Consider the following 16,638-nt stretch of genomic DNA (forward strand, 5'->3'; position numbering starts at 1 on the left):
CAACCCGATCACCGACGAAAAAGACTGTGCCCGTACCGAATCCGGTACGGGCACAGTTCGTCTGGGGTCTGTCTGATCAGCCGTGACCGCGCTCCGACGCATCGACGCCGGGCGGCGGGGTCCACGGGAAGGCCGGGAACTCGGCCGGGGTCCGGGTGACCGACTTCGTGGTGGTCGGCGCGCTCGGTTCCTGCGCCTCGGGTTCGCTCGGCGGCGCCGATGGGCTCGGCTCCTCGGACGGACTCGGCTCCTCGACCCCGCCGCCGGGTTCCTCCGTCGACGGGGTGGTGCTCGACGCCCCCTCCGACGGCGATGGCTGCGAACCCTGGATGCGGAGATCCGGGCCGGTGGGGCCACCACCCGGCCGGGTCGCCTCCGGGGCGGAGGCCCCGGCGCTGCGCTGCGTGGTGGACATGCCTGCGCCGATGCGGAGACGGTTCACCCACTGACCCATCTCCTCGCGCGTTCCCTTGTCGCGCATCGGGCCCATCTTCTCCTCGGCCTTCGCGATGTAGGCCGCGGCTGCCGAGGTGTCCCCGTTGGCGATGGCCGCCTCGGCGCGCTCGAGGTTGTTGCGGACGTCGTAGGCCGCCTGGGTCTCCGATGCCTGCTCGGCGAACACCACCTGCTTGACGCCCCACAGCGGGTCGCCCGGCTGGGAGCCCTCGGACAGGACGGTGAGACCGGCTGCGGCGACGATGACGATCGCCGCGGCGCCCGACACGACGCGCAGGTGGCGAACCACGCGACGGCCCTTGCTCGCGCGCTCGGTGTGGGCGATGGCCCGCTCGACGTCCTCGACGGACACCAGCGGGGCCGCCGGCGCGGCGACGACCTCGTTGCGCCAGCCCGACAGCAGCTCGGCGAGCTCGTATTCGGTGGCGTCACGGGTGGGGACGGGCACATCGCGCGAGAGCGCGTCGATGAAGTTCTCGTCGAAACCGACCTCGGCGAGGTCCAGCGAGTCGGCGTCGGTGGGGTCGACGCCCGCAGGGTCGGCCGACCCGCCGATCCAGTGGACATCGGGCCGGTTCGGGTCCGGCCGCTGTGCCCCGGACTCACGGTTGGTCAATGGTTCTCCCGGCTTGTCGAGCTGCTCACGCCCGTGGATCGAGCGACGGCGGCGCCAGTCCGACTCTCCGTTCACCTCTGACCCCCTGCTCGCTTCAGCTCATCCTTCAACTTCGCCAGTGCCCGGTGCTGGGCGACGCGCACGGCTCCCGCCGTGCTCCCGATCATCTGGGCCGTCTCCTCGGCCGACATCCCCACGACCAGACGCAGGACCAGGACCTCGCGCTGTCTCTCGGGAAGGATCTCGAGCAGTGCGCGCATCCGCCGGCTGCTGTCGGCATCGAGCGCGGACTGCTCGGGGCCGCCCGTCACCAGACCCACCTCGGGTACCTCGTCGACCGGGTCGGCCTTCACCCGCGCAGCCACTCGCATGGCGTCTGCCACCTTGTGCGAGGTGATGCCGTAGACGAAGGCCATGAAGGGTTTGCCCTGGTCCCGATAACGGGGCAGCGCGGTCATGACCGCCATCAAAGCCTCCTGCGCGATGTCGTCCGCGGAGAACAGGTGTCGTTCTCCCACTCCGATTCGCCCTCGGCAATAGCGCAGGATCGGCTCCTGCACGCTTTCGAGGACTGCGGTGAGAGCTGCACGATCACCCTGGCCCGCGGCCCGGACAGCGTCGTCCAACTCACCACCTGTCAGCTTCATCGCGTGTAGGAATCCCCGTGTTACAGATCGGTTGACCAGCGTGCGCCGGTCCTGTTGACGGGCCCCCACGCCCACTGACGTCGACGCCGACGCCGCCGAGGCAGACCCTCAAACACCTTAGCCATGACCCCCCGACTCCAACGCCATGCCCTTGCAGATGAGCGTGGCGCGCAGATGCCCGTACCTCTTTTCTTCCTCCGCCGAGACGTCCCCGAGCCCGGTCAGCAGCGCCCACGCCGCCCATTCGAGCGGCAACAACCCTTCCTGAGCTGCGACGACGAGGACGCCACGAGCACCGGCCACGGCCTCGTCCCGACGTCCCGAGGCAGCTGTGGCCGCCGCCAGGATCAGTTCGGTCTTCGTGCGATGCCGTACCGGGACCCCGGACGTGTCCATCAGTCGACGGACGAGCCGCGCACCCGCTTCCGCATGTTCGAGCCCGGCGCTCACGTCCCCGGAATACAGACCGAGTTCGGCACTCACCCACTCCCAGCGAAGACGGCAGCGGCTGAACGTGAGCCAATCCACGTCACCGCCCGCACTGCGTTCCACGTCGGCGGAGCCGATGCGTTCCACGTCGGCGGAGCCGATGCGTTCCACGTCGGCGGAGCCGGTGTCGGGGCGCTCGATGCCGAGCAGCGCCCGCGCCCGTGCCAGCAACCGGGACGACGCCCCGAACCGCAACAGCCCGAGATTGTCGGCCGCGAGCCCGACGAGCGCGTCGGCGGCCGCAGCCCGCGTCAGGTCCACCGCATCCCGGCCCCCGCACGGACGGGCGCCGGCGACCGCCGCCAGCGCCTGCCCGTCGACCCCGAGTGCCCGGTCGTGCCGTCCGCCCTGGCGAAGCAGGGACGCACGGGTGCTCAGGCACAGGGAGAGGATCGCGGCGTCGTCGTCCCCGGGCGCCCCGGCGCCGTGTACCCCGGGCGCCCCGGCGCCGTGTACCGCTCGGACCCCGGCGACGATCCCGTCCAGGGCGGTGAGTGCGACGGCGTAGTCACCGCGTCCACCCGTCGCCACGGCGGCTTCCCACGCCGCCAGTCGTTCGCAGAGCACATCGCGTCGCGGTCCGGAAGGGGTTCGACACCCCTCGAAAGTGTCGTTGATCACTGATTCTTTTTCGGTTTGCATGAATTTAACGAATGATTCCCAACGTTAATCCTGAGACAAGATCACCGGCAGATAATGAGCAGATTTCCTCGGTGTTAACCGTTGACAAGTCCGTTCCGCTGCCGTTTACTTACTCGCCTGCGCCGCCCGAGCACTGGGATTACACATCTCCCCTGGTCAGACGCGTGCAATCCCTCGGAGTAAAGGCCGTTGCGCGCCGCACGAGCCCCTGTGCTAGTGGCTCCCGACCCCCTAACCTCCCGTTAACATCGGCGAGACTTTTGGCCGGTCACCGGGCGTTTTGAACGGTATTGACTGCATTTCTCAGGCCCGCTTAATGTGAGGCCACGCGTTGCAGGAATCGACGTTCACCACCGGCGAACCCGGTGCGGCCCTAGACAAGGAGTAGCTGCCATGCCTCAGCCAAACCACCTCCCCGGCCCCAATGCAGACGTCTGGGACTGGCAGATGCACGGACTCTGCCGCGGAGTCGACTCGTCGATGTTCTTCCATCCTGACGGAGAACGTGGCCGGGCGCGCGCCCAGCGCGAGCGCCGTGCGAAAGAGATGTGCCACCAGTGCCCGGTGATCGCCCAGTGCCGCGAGCACGCACTGGCCGTGGCCGAGCCCTACGGCATCTGGGGCGGACTCTCCGAGTCCGAGCGGAGCATGCTGATGAAGCGCGGCGTCGGGCGCCGCATGGCGAGCTGAGCAGCGCAGGACCCTCGAGACCCACCGCGAGATCACCAAGGAGCCGCGCATCCCCCGGGATGCGCGGCTCCTTCGCGTCGCGGCCGGTCCGCCGGCGTGGAGCGCTCGCCACACGAGGTTTCACGGCCCCGAACAGCAAACCGGTTGCCACCCACGCGAGCTGGGTGACAACCGGTTCGTCAGCTGTCCGAGGTCGGACCCGGGTCAGTGCGCGTGACCATGTCCGGCGTGGGCGCCGGCGGGCTCCTCTTCGGGCTTGTCGGTGATCGCGGTCTCGGTGGTCAGGACCATCCGGGCGACCGAGGCGGCGTTGACGACCGCCGAGCGGGTCACCTTGACCGGGTCGATGACGCCGTCGGCCACGAGATCGCCGTAGGTGAGGGTCGCGGCGTTGAAGCCCTGGCCCTTCTCCGCGTCGGCGACCTGCTGCACGACCACGGCGCCGTCGAGGCCGGCGTTGGTGGCGATCCAGTACAGCGGGGCCTTGGCGGCCTCACGGACCACACGCACACCGAGCGCCTCGTCGCCGTCGAGCGAGTCGGCGAGCTCGTCGAGGACCTTGGCGGCCTGGACGATGGCCGAACCGCCACCGGGGATGATGCCCTCTTCGACCGCGGCCTTGGCTGCGGCGACCGCGTCCTCGACGCGGTGCTTGCGCTCCTTGAGCTCGGTCTCGGTGGCCGCACCCACGCGGATCACCGCGACACCGCCGGCCAGCTTGGCCAGGCGCTCGCCGAGCTTCTCACGGTCCCAGTCGGAGTCGGACTGCTCGATCTCGCGACGGATCTGCGCGGCACGCGCGGCAATGTCCTCCTTGGTGCCCGCACCCTCGACGATCGTGGTGGAGTCCTTGGTGACGACGACGCGACGCGCCTTGCCGAGCATGTCGAGACCGACGCTCGACAGGGTGACGCCGATGTCGCTGGAGATCACGGTGCCACCGGTGACGACCGCGAGGTCCTGCATGAAGGCCTTGCGGCGGTCACCGAAGAACGGCGACTTGACCGCAACGGCCTTGAGGGTCTTGCGGATCGCGTTGACCACGAGGGTCGACAGCGGCTCGCCCTCGACGTCCTCGGCGATGACGACCAGCGGCTTGCCCGACTCGACGACCTTCTCCAGGACCGGAAGGAAGTCGGGGAGCGACGTGATCTTGTCGCGGTACAGCAGGATGTAGGCGTCCTCGAGGACGGCTTCCTGGGCGTCGACGTCGGTCACGAAGTACGGCGACAGGTAGCCCTTGTCGAACTGGACGCCCTCGGTGACCTCGAGTTCGGTGTGTAGACCCGATCCCTCTTCCACCGTGACGACGCCGTCGGCGCCGACCGCGGTCATCGCCTTGCCGACCATCTCGCCGATCTCCTCGTCACGCGAGGAGACGGTGGCGATCTGGGCGATGCCCTGTTCGCCGTCGACCGGGGTCGCGGCCGCCAGCAGGGCCTCACTCAGCGCGTCGGCCGCCTTGCTGATGCCGGCGCCCAGCGCCATCGGGTTGGCGCCCGCGGCGACGTTGCGCAGGCCGGCCTTGACGAGGGCCTGGGCGAGCACGGTCGCGGTGGTGGTGCCGTCGCCGGCGACGTCGTTGGTCTTGGTGGCGACCGACTTCACCAGCTGCGCACCGAGGTTCTCGAACGGATCCTCGAGGTCGATGTCACGCGCGATGGTCACACCGTCGTTGGTGACGCTCGGTCCGCCGAAAGCCTTGGCCAGCACCACGTGCCGACCGCGCGGGCCCAGGGTGACCTTGACGGTGTCGGCGAGCTGGTCGATGCCCCGCTCGAGCGCCCGTCGCGCTACTTCGTCGAATTCAATCTGCTTGGCCATGAATCTCTTTCTTCACTGAGTAGGTCTTCACGGGAGCCGCCCGTCGGTCAACGGCGACCGCCCCGGAACCCCTGCACGGGGAGCCGGGGCGGCGCGTCGAACGTCGAGCGACTCGCGGGGAAAATCCCTCGCCCGAGTCTTACTTGCCGACGACGGCGAGCACGTCGCGCGCCGACAGGATCAGGTACTCCTCGCCGTTGTACTTGATCTCGGTGCCGCCGTACTTGCTGTAGATGACGGTGTCGCCTTCCTTGACGTCAACCGGAATGCGATTGCCCTGCTCGGTGACCCGACCCTCGCCGACGGCGATGACGGTGCCCTCCTGCGGCTTCTCCTTGGCGGAGTCCGGGATGACCAGGCCCGAGGCGGTGGTCGTCTCGGCCTCGACGGCCTGCACCAGGATCTTGTCCTCAAGCGGCTTGATGTTCACGCTCGCCACGATGTGAGTCCTCAACTTTCGTACTGAGAAAGAATCTGCACGTTCATGGCCCTGGGACAAAACCTCGTCGTCGCGGGTGTCCGAGGCTTCACTCAGTGCCAACTAGCACTCTATACATGAGAGTGCCAGCACTCAAGGGAGGTGGGTGCGAAATGCCCGAGTTTCGCCCGAGGCGATCGCTGCCCGGCGCTCCGCGCACTTGTTCCGGGCTTCAGAGCTGGCTGACCCGGACCGACATCGCCGGATCGGAGGCGACCGTCAGCGGTGACGGCGCGGCGCCGCCGGCGATCACGTGAGCGCCCAGGGTCGCGATCATCGCACCGTTGTCGGTGCACAACCGCGGCTTGGGCACCCGCAGGGTGATACCCGCTGCCGCGCACCGCTCCTCGGCCAACGACCGGATGCGCGAGTTGGCGGTGGCGCCGCCACCGAGCACCAGGGTGTTCACGCCCAGGTCCTCGCACGCGCGGACGGCCTTCATGGTGAGCACGTCGGCGACGGCCTCCTGGAACGACGCGGCGACGTCGGCGACCGGGACCGGGACGCCGTCGCGCTCGCACTTCTCGACGTAGCGCGCGACCGCGGTCTTGAGTCCGCTGAACGAGAAGTCGTGGCGGGCGTCGCGGGGGCCGGTCATGCCACGCGGGAACGTGATGGCGTTCGGGTCGCCGTCGCGGGCCGCGCGGTCGAGGGCCGGGCCGCCCGGGAATCCGAGGTCGAGCAGGCGGGCCACCTTGTCGAAGGCCTCCCCCGCCGCGTCGTCGACGGTCGTGCCGAGTTCGACGATGGGCAGCGCGAGATCCTTCACGTGCAACAGATGTGTGTGTCCGCCCGACACGAGCAGCGCGACGCACTCGGGCATCGGACCGTGCTCGAGGGTGTCCACCGCGACGTGCCCACCGAGGTGGTTCATCGCGTACAGCGGCACATCCCACGCCAGGGAGTAGGCCTTCGCGGCGGCCACGCCCACGAGCAACGCACCCGCCAGGCCCGGTCCGATGGTCACCGCGATCGCGTCGGGCCGGTCGATGCCGGCGGCCTCCCGCGCGCGGCGCATCGTCGGCACGATCGCCTCGAGGTGCGCGCGCGAGGCGATCTCGGGGACGACGCCACCGAAGCGGGCGTGTTCGTCGACGCTACTGGCGACCTCGTCGGCGAGCAGCGTGGCGTATCCGGGTTCGTCCCCGTCGCCGGGTGTCCAGCGCACGATCCCGACGCCCGTCTCGTCGCAGGAACTCTCGATGCCCATGACGATCACGCCGGGCCCTCCTCCGGTTCGATCGGCCGTCCGGATCTCGGCGCCCGCAGCATGGTGTAGGCGTCCGCGCCGGACGGTTGGTAGTAGCCGCGACGCAGGCCGACGGTGGTGAAGCCGTGCTTCGAGTACAGCGCGATCGCGGGGTCGTTGTCGGTGCGGACCTCGAGGTAGACCGGGGCGTCGATCTCGTCGGCGACCGCGAGCATCGCCTCCAGCAGGGCCTTGCCGATGCCCTTGCCCTGATGGCGCGGATCGACCGAGATGGTGTGGATCTCGCACTCGTAGGCGTCGGGCCGGCCGAGCGTGGAGATGCCCGCGTAACCGATGATCTCGCCGCCGGGCCTCTCCCGGGCCGCGAAGTAGGTGTTGTACGGCGCGTTGAGCTCGGCCCGGAACGCCGACGCCGGCCACGGTGAGTCGTCGCCGTAGATCACCTTCTCCAGCATCGCGCAGCGCGGGACGTCGGCGTAGGTGAGCGCGTCGATGATCAGTTCGGGCGCCGTCATGTCGCCGCCCCGAGGGTCCTTGCTTCGTCGGTCCCGGCCTTCGCAGTGCCGGCCTTCTCGGCCGCCTGCTGCGCCTTCCGCGCCTTCAGTTCCTTCTGTTCCACGGCATCGGGGCGGCGCAGGTACAGCGCGACCAGCGGTTCGGGCGTCTCGCCCGCCACGATCCGGCCGGCGGCCGCGGTGGCGAGGCCGCGCGGTGTCGGCACCGTGACCTCGGGATCCGCCCCGGTCCAGCCGACGAGTCGCAGGTGCGATGCCGAACCTGCGGCGATCGGGTACGTTCCCGCCCCGATGTCGGCGGCGAGCTCTTCGGCGACCGCCGCGGGCGCGGTGACCTGCGGCCCCCTGGTGCGCCGCCCGTCGCGGTAGGTCGCCCAGTACACCTCGCGGCGCCGGGCGTCGGTGACGACGAGGACGCCTGCGCCATCGGGTGCGGCGTCGAGGGCGAGCGCATCCAGCGAACACACCCCGTAGGCGGGCAGTCCGAGTGCGTCGGCGAATGCCGCGCCGGTCGCCATGCCGACCCGCAGGCCGGTGAACGGGCCGGGACCGCATCCGACGACGACCGCGTCGAGCGCGTCCCGGGACACCCCCGCCTCGGCGAGGCACTCGGCGACGAGGGTGGTCAGCAGTTCGGCGTGGCGACGATGATCGGCGACCGCGCGTTCGGCGAGAGCGGTTGTGTCGCCGAAGGATTCACCGGCCACACGGACGATGCCGGTGACCACGGAGTCGGTGGCGGTGTCGATGGCGAGAACCGTCCGGGGGACGGCGATGCCCCCGGCGGCGTTCGGATCTCCGGTACTCATTCCTCGCTCACCCATTCCCATTCCGCGTGACGCACATCGGTGTCCGGATCACGTCGCAGACGCACGACGAGATACCGCTGCGCCAGCCGTTCGGCCACACCTTCACCCCATTCGACCACGACGACCGCGTCCTCGAGCTCGGTGTCGAGGTCGAGCGCGTCGAGTTCGTCGAGGACGGCGCGCGTCGGCGTTCCGTCGTCGTCCATCTCGTGCAGGCCCAGACGGTAGGCGTCGACGTGGACCATCGCGAGGCCACCGGGCCGGCCGGGACGGTGCTCGCGCGCGATGATGAACGTCGGCGAGGTGACCCTGCCCTCGATGCCCAGCCCCCGGCCGATGCCGCGGGCCAGCGCGGTCTTACCGGCCCCCAGCGGGCCGTCGAGGATGACGAGGTCACCGGCCGCGAGAGTGGTGGCGAGCTCGGCGCCGAACTCCTCGGTGTCGGCGACCTCGGGGAGCTCGCGCGTCCCCGTACGGTCGGTGATCGGGCTGGATGTGGCCCCCGTGTCGCTCATGCGCGCTTCCGATTCCACCAGCGCCGGCGCGGCCGGGGCGCCGCGACGCGGGCCCGGTCGACGAGGTCCACGATCGCGTCGGAGACCAGGCGCGGTTCCTCCATCTGCACCATGTGTCCGGCTCCTTTGACGACGACGAGCCGCGAGTCCGGCCCGAGTTGCGAGTACATCCGCACCGAGTTCGGCAGCGGGGTCAGACGGTCCTTGTCGCCGCACACGACGGTCGTCGGCACCTGCGCCAGCACCGGCAGCGCGGTCGACTCGTCGTGGATCTCCAACGCGTGGAGGAAGTTCACGATCGTCTCGATCGGGGTGCTCTGGATCATCTTCTCCACCGCGCTGCCGAGCGCCGGGCTGAAGAAGGTCGGTCCGAAGCTGGCCGCGACGAGGACGGGTTCGAGTGCCGAGCGGGTCAGGCCGCGGCCGGCCTGCACGAGGCGCGTTGCGCGACGGACGCTCAGCCGGAACGCGTCGACGATCGGATTCCCCAGTCCCTCACCCAGTCCCGCCTCGGTGATGCCGCGGGCGGCGGTCGCGACGAGACCCACGCCGGCCACCGGACCGCCGGCCGAGAACAGCGCGGGGTGGCGCCGTGCGAGTCCCATCAGGGTCATCCCGCCCATCGAATGCCCCACCAGCACAACGCGTCCGGTGGGCGCGGTGGACCGGATCACCGCCGCCGCGTCGTCGGCGAGCTGCGCGATGGTGCAGGTCTCGGCCGACGCGGCGTCGCTGCGGCCGTGGCCGCGGTGATCGTAGAAGACGAATCGGTAATCGCGATCGGCCCACTCCTCGGCGAGCTGCTGCCACTGGAAATGCCAGCCGGCCATCCGCAACGAGAAGCCGTGCACGAAGACGAGGGTCAGCTCGGGTTCCGCACCCTGTGCGACGTCGCCGAGGTCGAGGGTGCGCACCGCGAGTCGGAGGCCGTCGTCGGTGGTGACGGTGCTCGCCGGGAGGCCGTAGATCGCGGTGAGGTCGACCCCGGCGTGGGGGTCGGGCCGGCCCACGGCGCTCTTGCGGGCGGCGTTACGGGCGGCGCCGATCGCCGCCCGCCCCCCGAGCGCCGCGACACCGGCGACACCGGCCAGCAGGCCGGCGCGTTCGGACCTTTCCACCGCGCTCACCCCACTCATGTCTGGTTCACCGTCCCGCCGCGTCGTCGGGCGTCGGTGCGTTCACGTACTGCCGCACGACGCGGTTGCCGATCTGGGAGACGATCTCGTAGTCGATGGTGCCGATCGCATCCGCCCAGTCCTTGGCGGTCGGGCCGCCGTGCCGGCCGGTGCCGAACAGCTCGACCTCGTCCCCCTCGCTCACCCCGCCGCCATCGGGCCCCAGATCGATGACCAGCTGGTCCATGCAGATCCGGCCGATGCTGTCGAAGAGACGCTCACCGATGCGGACCCGCAACCGGCCCGACAGCAGCCGCGGCACGCCGTCGGCGTATCCGGCGGGCACCACCGCGACGACGGTGTCGCGGGGGGCGATCCAGGTCTGACTGTAGGAGACCCCTTGCCCCGCCGCCACGTTCTTGACCAGCGCCACACGCGCCGACAGAGTCATGGCCGGGACGAGCCCGAAGTCGCCGCGCTCGGGCACCGGCGTGCGTCCGTACATCGCGATGCCGGGCCGGATCATGTCCCGGGCCAGGTCGGGACGGGTCAGCGCCGCAGGCGAGTTCGCCATGTGCACCACCTCGGGCGCCGCCCCCAGGCGGGTGAGGTCGGCCACCGCGGCGTCGAGGCGGGCGGCCTGCTCGCTGTTGAGCGGATGGTCGGGTTCGTCGCCGCGCGCGAGGTGGCACATCACGCCGCGCAGCACCACCACGCCCTCGGCGTGCACCTTGGCGATCTTCTCGGCGAAGTCGTCCCACTCATCGACCGCGACGCCGCTGCGGTTGAGGCCGGTGTCGACCTTCACCGTCACACTCGCCTGCACGCCCGAGCGGCGCGCGGCGGCCACGACGGCGTCGAGCTGTGCGGACGACGACAGCGCGACCTCGATGTTCTGCGCGACCGCGGCGCCGAAGTCCGCACCCGGCGTGTGCAACCAGGCGGTGATCGGCGCGTCGATGCCGGCGGCGCGGAGCGCGAGGGCCTCGGTGATGTGCGCCACGCCCAGCTCCGCCGCACCCGCCGCGAGGGCGGCCCGGGCCACCGGCACGGCTCCATGGCCGTAGGCGTCGGCCTTCACGACCGCCATCACGGCGGCGTCGGAGGCGTCCCGCAGGACGTCGAGGTTGTGGGCGATCGCGCCGAGATCGACGGTCGCGGTGAGCGCAGGTGAGGTCATCGCCGACCATTCTCCCAGATCGGCGTGAGCGAATTGGCTCACACTCGACCACGGGCGGCGGTGACCAGGCGGTTTCGCGTGTCCGGACATGAGTAATCACACCGATGCGCCCCGCCCGGCGGCCCGGTTGGATGAAACCCGACCCTGCCACCCTCCGAGAGCCGAGGCATCCGACATCATGAATCCCGCCATGACCCACGATCCCGCGCCACCCCGCCCCGGATTCGCGGACGACTTCACCCCGGTGGACACCGCCCTGCAGCACGTCGTGGACACCGGGAAGCCGAGGTCCGGTCTCCGCTTCTCGCTGTTGGCGTGGGCATCCGACGTGATCGCGTGGTTGTCGCTGGTGGCGAGCGCGGTCTGCGCATTCGTGACCGTCCTGGCCCTGCTGGCCGAGGACACCGACGCCGCCACCGCGTGTCTCGTCGCCGCCATCGTCCTCTACCTGGTGGGCGTCACCGCGACCGTGGCCGCCGCGGTCTGCCTGGTCGTCTCGTTCCTCCGGCGCCGGCGGGACGGATCGACTCGCCGGGCCGGCCCGGTCCTGGACCTCGTCGCGCTGACCCTCGCCACCGCGATCAGCGTGGCGGCCTGCCTCTGGCCGGTGCTGCTGGTCCTCTGACCGACCGCCGCGACCCGCCGAACCGCCGTGCCGCGTCGAACCGAGACCGTCAGACGAGTTCGGCGCTGTCCCGGCGGTAGGCGGCGCCCGGGTGGGTGGCGGCCAGATGAGGACCGGCGCCACCGAGTCGCTCGCGCAGCGTGCCCGCCTCTGGCGCGGCGCCGATGTGCCCCCGCGCCGTGAGCTCCGGCATCACCAGGTCGAGGAAGCTGTCGAACGTGCCGGTGTGGTCGGGCTGTACCAGGAAGCCGTCGGCCCCGGTGAACTCGATCGTCTCCTCGGCGGCGTCGACGACCTGCTGCGGATCACCGATGAACGGGGTGCCCATGACGCTGTTGGCCTGGAACTCCTCGAGGATCTGACGCACCGTCGGCGCACCGGGGCCGAGGAATCGCTCGACATTGGTCCGGCCGGTCTGGGTCTGCGCGGCAGCCGGATCCAGGGGCTTGTCCGGGTCCATCGTGGTGAGATCGAGGCCGGTGAAGAAGGCGTATGCCACGGCGGCGTCGGCGAGTGTTCGGGTGGCGAGGGTGCGCTCCCGGATCCGACGTGCCGCGGTCTCGGTCTCGGCGACGATGAACGTGCCCGCGACGAGGCAACGGATCCCGGCGGGATCACGCCCGTGATCCTCGGCGCGCCGGCGGATGTCGGCGATCTGGGATCTGAGTGCCTCCGGTTCGGCGGAGAGGAAGACCGCCTCGGCGTAACGTGCCGCGAGATCCCGGCCCGGGGCCGACGCACCCGCCTGGAAGAGCACCGGGGTGCGTTGCGGCCCGGGCGGCACCGTCAGGATCCCGTTCGCGGCGAAATGCGGTCCGCGGTGCTCGATCTCGCGGACGTGTTCCGGATCCGCGTAGATCCCGGCGGCGCGGTCGACGACGTAGCCGCTCTCGTCCCAGCATCCTTCCCACAGCTTGAGACAGAGATCCACGTGGTCGGCGGCGATCTCGTATCGGAGGTCGTGCTCGACGAGCGGCCTGCCGAACAGCCGCGCCGAGGCGTTCTGCCCGGCGCCGGTGACCACGTTCCATCCGATGCGCCCGCGGGTCAGATGGTCGAGGGTGGCCATCTTGCGTGCGACCATCGGCGGAGCCTCCACCTGGGTCGACAGGGTCGTGACCAGTCCGAGCCGGTCGGTGACCGCCGCCAGCGCCGAGAGCAGCATGGTCGGGTCGGCCTTGGGGAACTGGATGGCGCCGCGCAGCGCGGCAGGCGGGATGCCGCCGGACAGGACGGGGTACCCGTAGTCGTCGGCGAAGAACAGGAAGTCCACGCCGGCCCGGTCGCAGCGCCGCGCCATCTCCAGCCAGTGTCCGAGATCGAGGAAGTCCGTGGACGTGTTGTCCGGCAGCTTCCAGGAGCCCATCAGGCCCGCGCACTGGAACATCCCGATCCGCCACCGCTGCGTCATGTACGTACTCCCTCGCCGATCCGACGAGCGACACTATGCCGCGCAGGTGTTTCGCGACGATTACGTCCGTGCGAAACGCACGATGCCGTCGCTACGTCGACGACCGGAGTCGGCGAATCGAATCAGAAACCGCAGCAAGCAGATTCGAGGCCCCGATCGGCGCCCCCCGGCTCGCCAGTGCCGCGGCGCGCGCGTGGACGCGGGCCGCGTACGCACCGGCCCGCTGAGGCGGGAGCCCCGCCGCGAGCAGCGAGCCGGCGATGCCGGAGAGCACGTCACCGGCTCCGGCCGTGGCCGCCCACGACGAGCCCGCATCGTTTCCGGCGACCGTTCCGGACGGATCGGCGATCAGCGTGATGCGCCCCTTGAGCAACACCGTGACATTCCATTTCGCGGCGAGGCCGGCGACGGCGGACAGCCGGTCGGCGGTGACCTCGGCGCCGGTCAGCCGGGCGAACTCCCCCGCGTGCGGGGTCAGCAGGGTCGGCGCTTCGCGCCCGGCGACCAGCTCGGGCCGGCGGGCGACGATGGTGAGCGCGTCGGCGTCGACGAGCACCGGCAGGTCGGAGTCGAGCACGGCGCGCAGCGTCGCCTCCGCGGCGTCGTCGGTGCCCATGCCGGGCCCGACCGTCCAGGCCTGCACCCGCCCGGCCTCGGCGAGATCCGGGACGGCGACGACCTCCGGGAAATGCGAGACCACCTCGGCGTGCGCCGATCCGACGTAGCGGGTCATGCCCGAGGTCGCGGCGACCGCCGCCCCCGACGCCAGGATCGCGGCGCCGGGATACCGGTGCGATCCGGCGATGATGCCGACCACGCCCTGCGTGTACTTGTCGTCGGCGGGACCCGGTGTCGGCCAGTCGATCTCGTCGTCAGAATACGAGAAGAGCCGCGGCACAACGCGTTCGGCCGGGTCGGGGATGCCGATGTCGACGACGGTGACCCGCCCGCAGCGCGGAGCCGCGAGCAGGTGGACGCGCCGCGGATGCCCGAACGTGACGGTGATGTCGGCGCGCACCGACGGGTCATGGACCTCACCGGTGTCGCAGTCCACCCCGGACGGAAGGTCGACGGCGACCACCGTGGTGTCGGGGTCGAGCCGCGCGAACACCGCGGCCGCGCCGGGCCGCAGCGGTCCCCTGCCCCCGATCCCGACGACACCGTCGATGACGATGTCGAGGCCGGCGGGCAGCCCGTCGTCCACGTGGCCGCCGGCGGCCCGGAACGCGCGCAGTCCGGCGGGGTGTGCCTTGTCCGGGGCGAGCAGCACCGCGTGGGCGGCGACCCCGCGCCGGGCGAGTTCGGCCCCGGCGAACAGCGCGTCCCCGCCGTTGTCGCCGGCCCCGACGACCACGCCCACACGTCGTCCGTAGACGCCGCCGGTCCGTGCGAGTTCGGCGGCGACGGCCTGCGCGACACCGTGCGACGCGCGCCGCATCAGCGTCCCGTCGGCCAGCAGATCACCCGACGCCCGTTCGGCTGCGCGGACCTCGTCGGCGGTCAGGTACTGCGTCGGCATGGGACTCCCTACTCGACGGTCACCGACTTGGCAAGGTTGCGGGGCTTGTCGACGTCGTAACCGCGGGCCTGCGCCACGCTGGCCGCGAACACCTGCAACGGCACTGTGGACACCAGCGGCTGCAGCAGGGTCGGGGTCTTCGGGATCGGGATGAAGTCGTCGGCGACGGCACGTGCGGCGTCGTCGTCGGACTCGGCGATCACGATCGTGCGGGCGCCGCGGGCCTGGATCTCCCGGATGTTGCTGACCATCTTCGAGTGCAGCACCGCACGGCCGTCCGGGGAGGGCATGACGGTGATGACCGGCAGCCCGTCCTCGATGAGCGCGATCGGCCCGTGCTTGAGCTCGCCGGCGGCGAAACCCTCGGCGTGCATGTATGCCAACTCCTTGAGCTTGAGCGCACCCTCGAGCGCCACCGGGTAGCCGACGTGGCGGCCGATGAACAGGACGGTGTTGTGCTGCGCCAGCGAGCGGGCGAGTTCGCGCACCGGCCCCATGGTCTCGAGGACCTCGGCGACCGAGTCGGCCATTCTCTCGATGGCCTCGAACTCGCGCACGACCTCGTCGGAGTACTTGGTGCCGCGGGCCTGCGCGAGCGCCAGGCCCACCAGGTAGGCGGCGACGATCTGCGCGAGGAAGCACTTGGTCGACGCGACGCCGATCTCCGGCCCGGCGTGGGTGTAGAGCACCGCGTCGGATTCGCGCGGGATCTGCGCGCCGTTGGTGTTGCAGATCGCGAGCACGCGCGCCTTCTGATCCTTGGCGTGGCGGACGGCCTCGAGGGTGTCGGCGGTCTCACCCGACTGGGAGATGGCCAGCACCAGCGTCGAACGGTCCAGGACCGGGTCGCGGTAGCGGAACTCGCTGGCCAGCTCGATCTCGACCGGCAGGCGCGTCCAGTGCTCGATCGCGTACTTGGCGAGGAGACCGGCGTGGTAGGCGGTACCACAGGCGACGACGAACACCTTGTCGACGTCGCGGAGGTCGTCGTCGGTCAGGCGCTGCTCGTCGAGGACGATTCGACCGTCCTGCAGGTGGCCCAGCAGGGTGTCGGCGATCGCGCGCGGCTGCTCGGCGATCTCCTTGAGCATGAAGAAGTCGTAGCCGCCCTTCTCGGCGGCCGCGAGATCCCAGTCGATGTGGAACGGCTTGCCGGGGCGCTCGTTCCGGTCGAAGTCGGTGATCGTGTACGAGTCGGCGGTGATGACGACGACCTCGTCCTGACCGAGTTCCACCGCCTCACGGGTGTGCTCGATGAAGGCCGTCACGTCGGATGCGACGAACATCTCCTCCTGCCCGACGCCCACGACCAGCGGCGTCGACCGGCGGGCGGCGACGATGGTGTCCGGGTGGTCGGCGTGGGTGAAGACCAGCGTGAACGCTCCCTCGAGGCGGCGCAGCGCGGCGTAGGCGCTGCCCACGAAGTCACCGGCGGTCGGGCCGAGCGCGTAGTACTTCGACACGAGGTGGACCGCGGTCTCGGTGTCGGTCTCGGAGCCGAACTCGACGCCGTCCTCCTCGAGCTCCGCGCGCAGCTCGGCGTAGTTCTCGATGATGCCGTTGTGGACGACCGCGATCTTGCCGTCGCTGCTGGCGTGCGGGTGGGCGTTCTTGTCCGTCGGCTTGCCGTGGGTGGCCCAGCGCGTGTGCCCCATGCCCGTGGTGCCCGACAGCGCCTCGCGCCCGACCGTTGCGATCTGCTTCTCGAGGTTCTCCATGCGGAGAGCCTTCTTCTGGATCGCGGTGTTTCCCGCACCGTCGAGAATCGCGACCCCTGCCGAGTCGTACCCGCGGTACTCCATCCGTCGCAATGCCTCGACGACGATGTCCAGGGCATCGCGGCGCCCCACGTATCCCACGATTCCACACATAGTCAGTCAGCGTACCTGCGTGCGAA

General features: G+C 70.5%; 16 protein-coding genes. 2 read left to right on the top strand and 14 right to left on the bottom strand.

Going from position 1 to position 16,638, the window contains the following annotated elements; translation table 11 throughout:
* Window positions 1-76 precede the first annotated feature (76 nt).
* The 3 genes from ABFT43_RS10460 to ABFT43_RS10470 all read right to left on the bottom strand — a co-directional run bounded on the left by ABFT43_RS10460 (window position 77) and on the right by ABFT43_RS10470 (window position 2,739).
* The gene (locus tag ABFT43_RS10460) at window positions 77-1,147 is read right to left on the bottom strand and encodes an anti-sigma-D factor RsdA (protein WP_347960286.1); all 1,071 of its coding nucleotides are present in this window, start codon (window positions 1,145-1,147) and stop codon (window positions 77-79) included.
* A complete protein-coding gene (locus ABFT43_RS10465; RefSeq protein WP_347960287.1) occupies window positions 1,144-1,719 on the bottom strand; it encodes a sigma-70 family RNA polymerase sigma factor in 576 nt (191 codons plus the stop codon). The genes ABFT43_RS10460 and ABFT43_RS10465 overlap by 4 nt, the downstream gene beginning before the upstream one ends.
* A gap of 117 nt (window positions 1,720-1,836) precedes the next feature.
* Window positions 1,837-2,739 carry a hypothetical protein gene (locus ABFT43_RS10470; protein WP_347960288.1) on the bottom strand — a complete coding sequence of 301 codons (903 nt, stop codon included), beginning with the start codon at window positions 2,737-2,739 and terminating at the stop codon, window positions 1,837-1,839.
* Between the two features lie 504 nt (window positions 2,740-3,243).
* Between ABFT43_RS10470 and ABFT43_RS10475 the strand changes: the two genes are divergently transcribed.
* Window positions 3,244-3,540, top strand: coding sequence for a WhiB family transcriptional regulator (locus tag ABFT43_RS10475; protein WP_006900050.1), 297 nt, complete (start codon window positions 3,244-3,246; stop codon window positions 3,538-3,540).
* 204 nt (window positions 3,541-3,744) lie between these two features.
* Here ABFT43_RS10475 and groL read toward each other — a convergent pair whose 3' ends face one another.
* The 8 genes from groL to alr form a co-directional block, all read right to left on the bottom strand.
* Window positions 3,745-5,364, bottom strand: a complete 1,620-nt coding sequence (gene groL / locus ABFT43_RS10480; RefSeq protein ID WP_347960289.1) for a chaperonin GroEL — start codon at window positions 5,362-5,364, stop codon at window positions 3,745-3,747.
* A 139-nt stretch (window positions 5,365-5,503) separates the two neighbouring features.
* The gene (gene groES / locus ABFT43_RS10485) at window positions 5,504-5,803 is read right to left on the bottom strand and encodes a co-chaperone GroES (RefSeq protein ID WP_347960290.1); all 300 of its coding nucleotides are present in this window, start codon (window positions 5,801-5,803) and stop codon (window positions 5,504-5,506) included.
* A gap of 211 nt (window positions 5,804-6,014) precedes the next feature.
* Complete coding sequence (gene tsaD / locus ABFT43_RS10490; protein ID WP_347960291.1) at window positions 6,015-7,061, bottom strand: tRNA (adenosine(37)-N6)-threonylcarbamoyltransferase complex transferase subunit TsaD; 1,047 nt, start codon at window positions 7,059-7,061, stop codon at window positions 6,015-6,017.
* Window positions 7,058-7,567: a ribosomal protein S18-alanine N-acetyltransferase gene (gene rimI / locus ABFT43_RS10495; RefSeq protein WP_347960292.1), complete on the bottom strand. Its 510-nt coding sequence runs from the start codon at window positions 7,565-7,567 to the stop codon at window positions 7,058-7,060. Before rimI ends, tsaD begins: the two co-directional genes overlap by 4 nt.
* Complete coding sequence (tsaB, locus tag ABFT43_RS10500) at window positions 7,564-8,376, bottom strand: tRNA (adenosine(37)-N6)-threonylcarbamoyltransferase complex dimerization subunit type 1 TsaB (RefSeq protein ID WP_347960293.1); 813 nt, start codon at window positions 8,374-8,376, stop codon at window positions 7,564-7,566. Before tsaB ends, rimI begins: the two co-directional genes overlap by 4 nt.
* Entirely contained in the window at window positions 8,373-8,891 is a 519-nt protein-coding gene (gene tsaE / locus ABFT43_RS10505) for a tRNA (adenosine(37)-N6)-threonylcarbamoyltransferase complex ATPase subunit type 1 TsaE (RefSeq protein WP_347960294.1), read from the bottom strand. The genes tsaB and tsaE overlap by 4 nt, the downstream gene beginning before the upstream one ends.
* Window positions 8,888-10,027 (bottom strand): alpha/beta fold hydrolase, encoded by a 1,140-nt coding sequence (locus ABFT43_RS10510; protein ID WP_347960295.1) that lies wholly within the window; start codon window positions 10,025-10,027, stop codon window positions 8,888-8,890. The genes tsaE and ABFT43_RS10510 overlap by 4 nt, the downstream gene beginning before the upstream one ends.
* Window positions 10,028-10,034: 7 nt before the next feature.
* Complete coding sequence (gene alr / locus ABFT43_RS10515; RefSeq protein ID WP_347960296.1) at window positions 10,035-11,186, bottom strand: alanine racemase; 1,152 nt, start codon at window positions 11,184-11,186, stop codon at window positions 10,035-10,037.
* Between the two features lie 190 nt (window positions 11,187-11,376).
* Here alr and ABFT43_RS10520 point away from each other — a divergent pair, with 190 nt between their 5' ends.
* Window positions 11,377-11,811, top strand: a complete 435-nt coding sequence (locus ABFT43_RS10520) for a hypothetical protein (RefSeq protein ID WP_347960297.1) — start codon at window positions 11,377-11,379, stop codon at window positions 11,809-11,811.
* Window positions 11,812-11,860: 49 nt separating this feature from the next.
* On the opposite strand, the gene ABFT43_RS10525 is transcribed toward ABFT43_RS10520, so the two are convergent.
* The 3 genes from ABFT43_RS10525 to glmS all read right to left on the bottom strand — a co-directional run bounded on the left by ABFT43_RS10525 (window position 11,861) and on the right by glmS (window position 16,612).
* A complete protein-coding gene (locus ABFT43_RS10525) occupies window positions 11,861-13,222 on the bottom strand; it encodes an NtaA/DmoA family FMN-dependent monooxygenase (protein ID WP_347960298.1) in 1,362 nt (453 codons plus the stop codon).
* A 91-nt stretch (window positions 13,223-13,313) separates the two neighbouring features.
* Window positions 13,314-14,741: an NAD(P)H-hydrate dehydratase gene (locus ABFT43_RS10530; protein WP_347960299.1), complete on the bottom strand. Its 1,428-nt coding sequence runs from the start codon at window positions 14,739-14,741 to the stop codon at window positions 13,314-13,316.
* An 8-nt stretch (window positions 14,742-14,749) separates the two neighbouring features.
* Window positions 14,750-16,612, bottom strand: coding sequence for a glutamine--fructose-6-phosphate transaminase (isomerizing) (gene glmS, locus ABFT43_RS10535; RefSeq protein ID WP_347960300.1), 1,863 nt, complete (start codon window positions 16,610-16,612; stop codon window positions 14,750-14,752).
* Window positions 16,613-16,638: the final 26 nt, after the last annotated feature.

The organism is Gordonia aurantiaca, assembly GCF_039939235.1.
Classification (GTDB): Bacteria; Actinomycetota; Actinomycetes; order Mycobacteriales; family Mycobacteriaceae; genus Gordonia.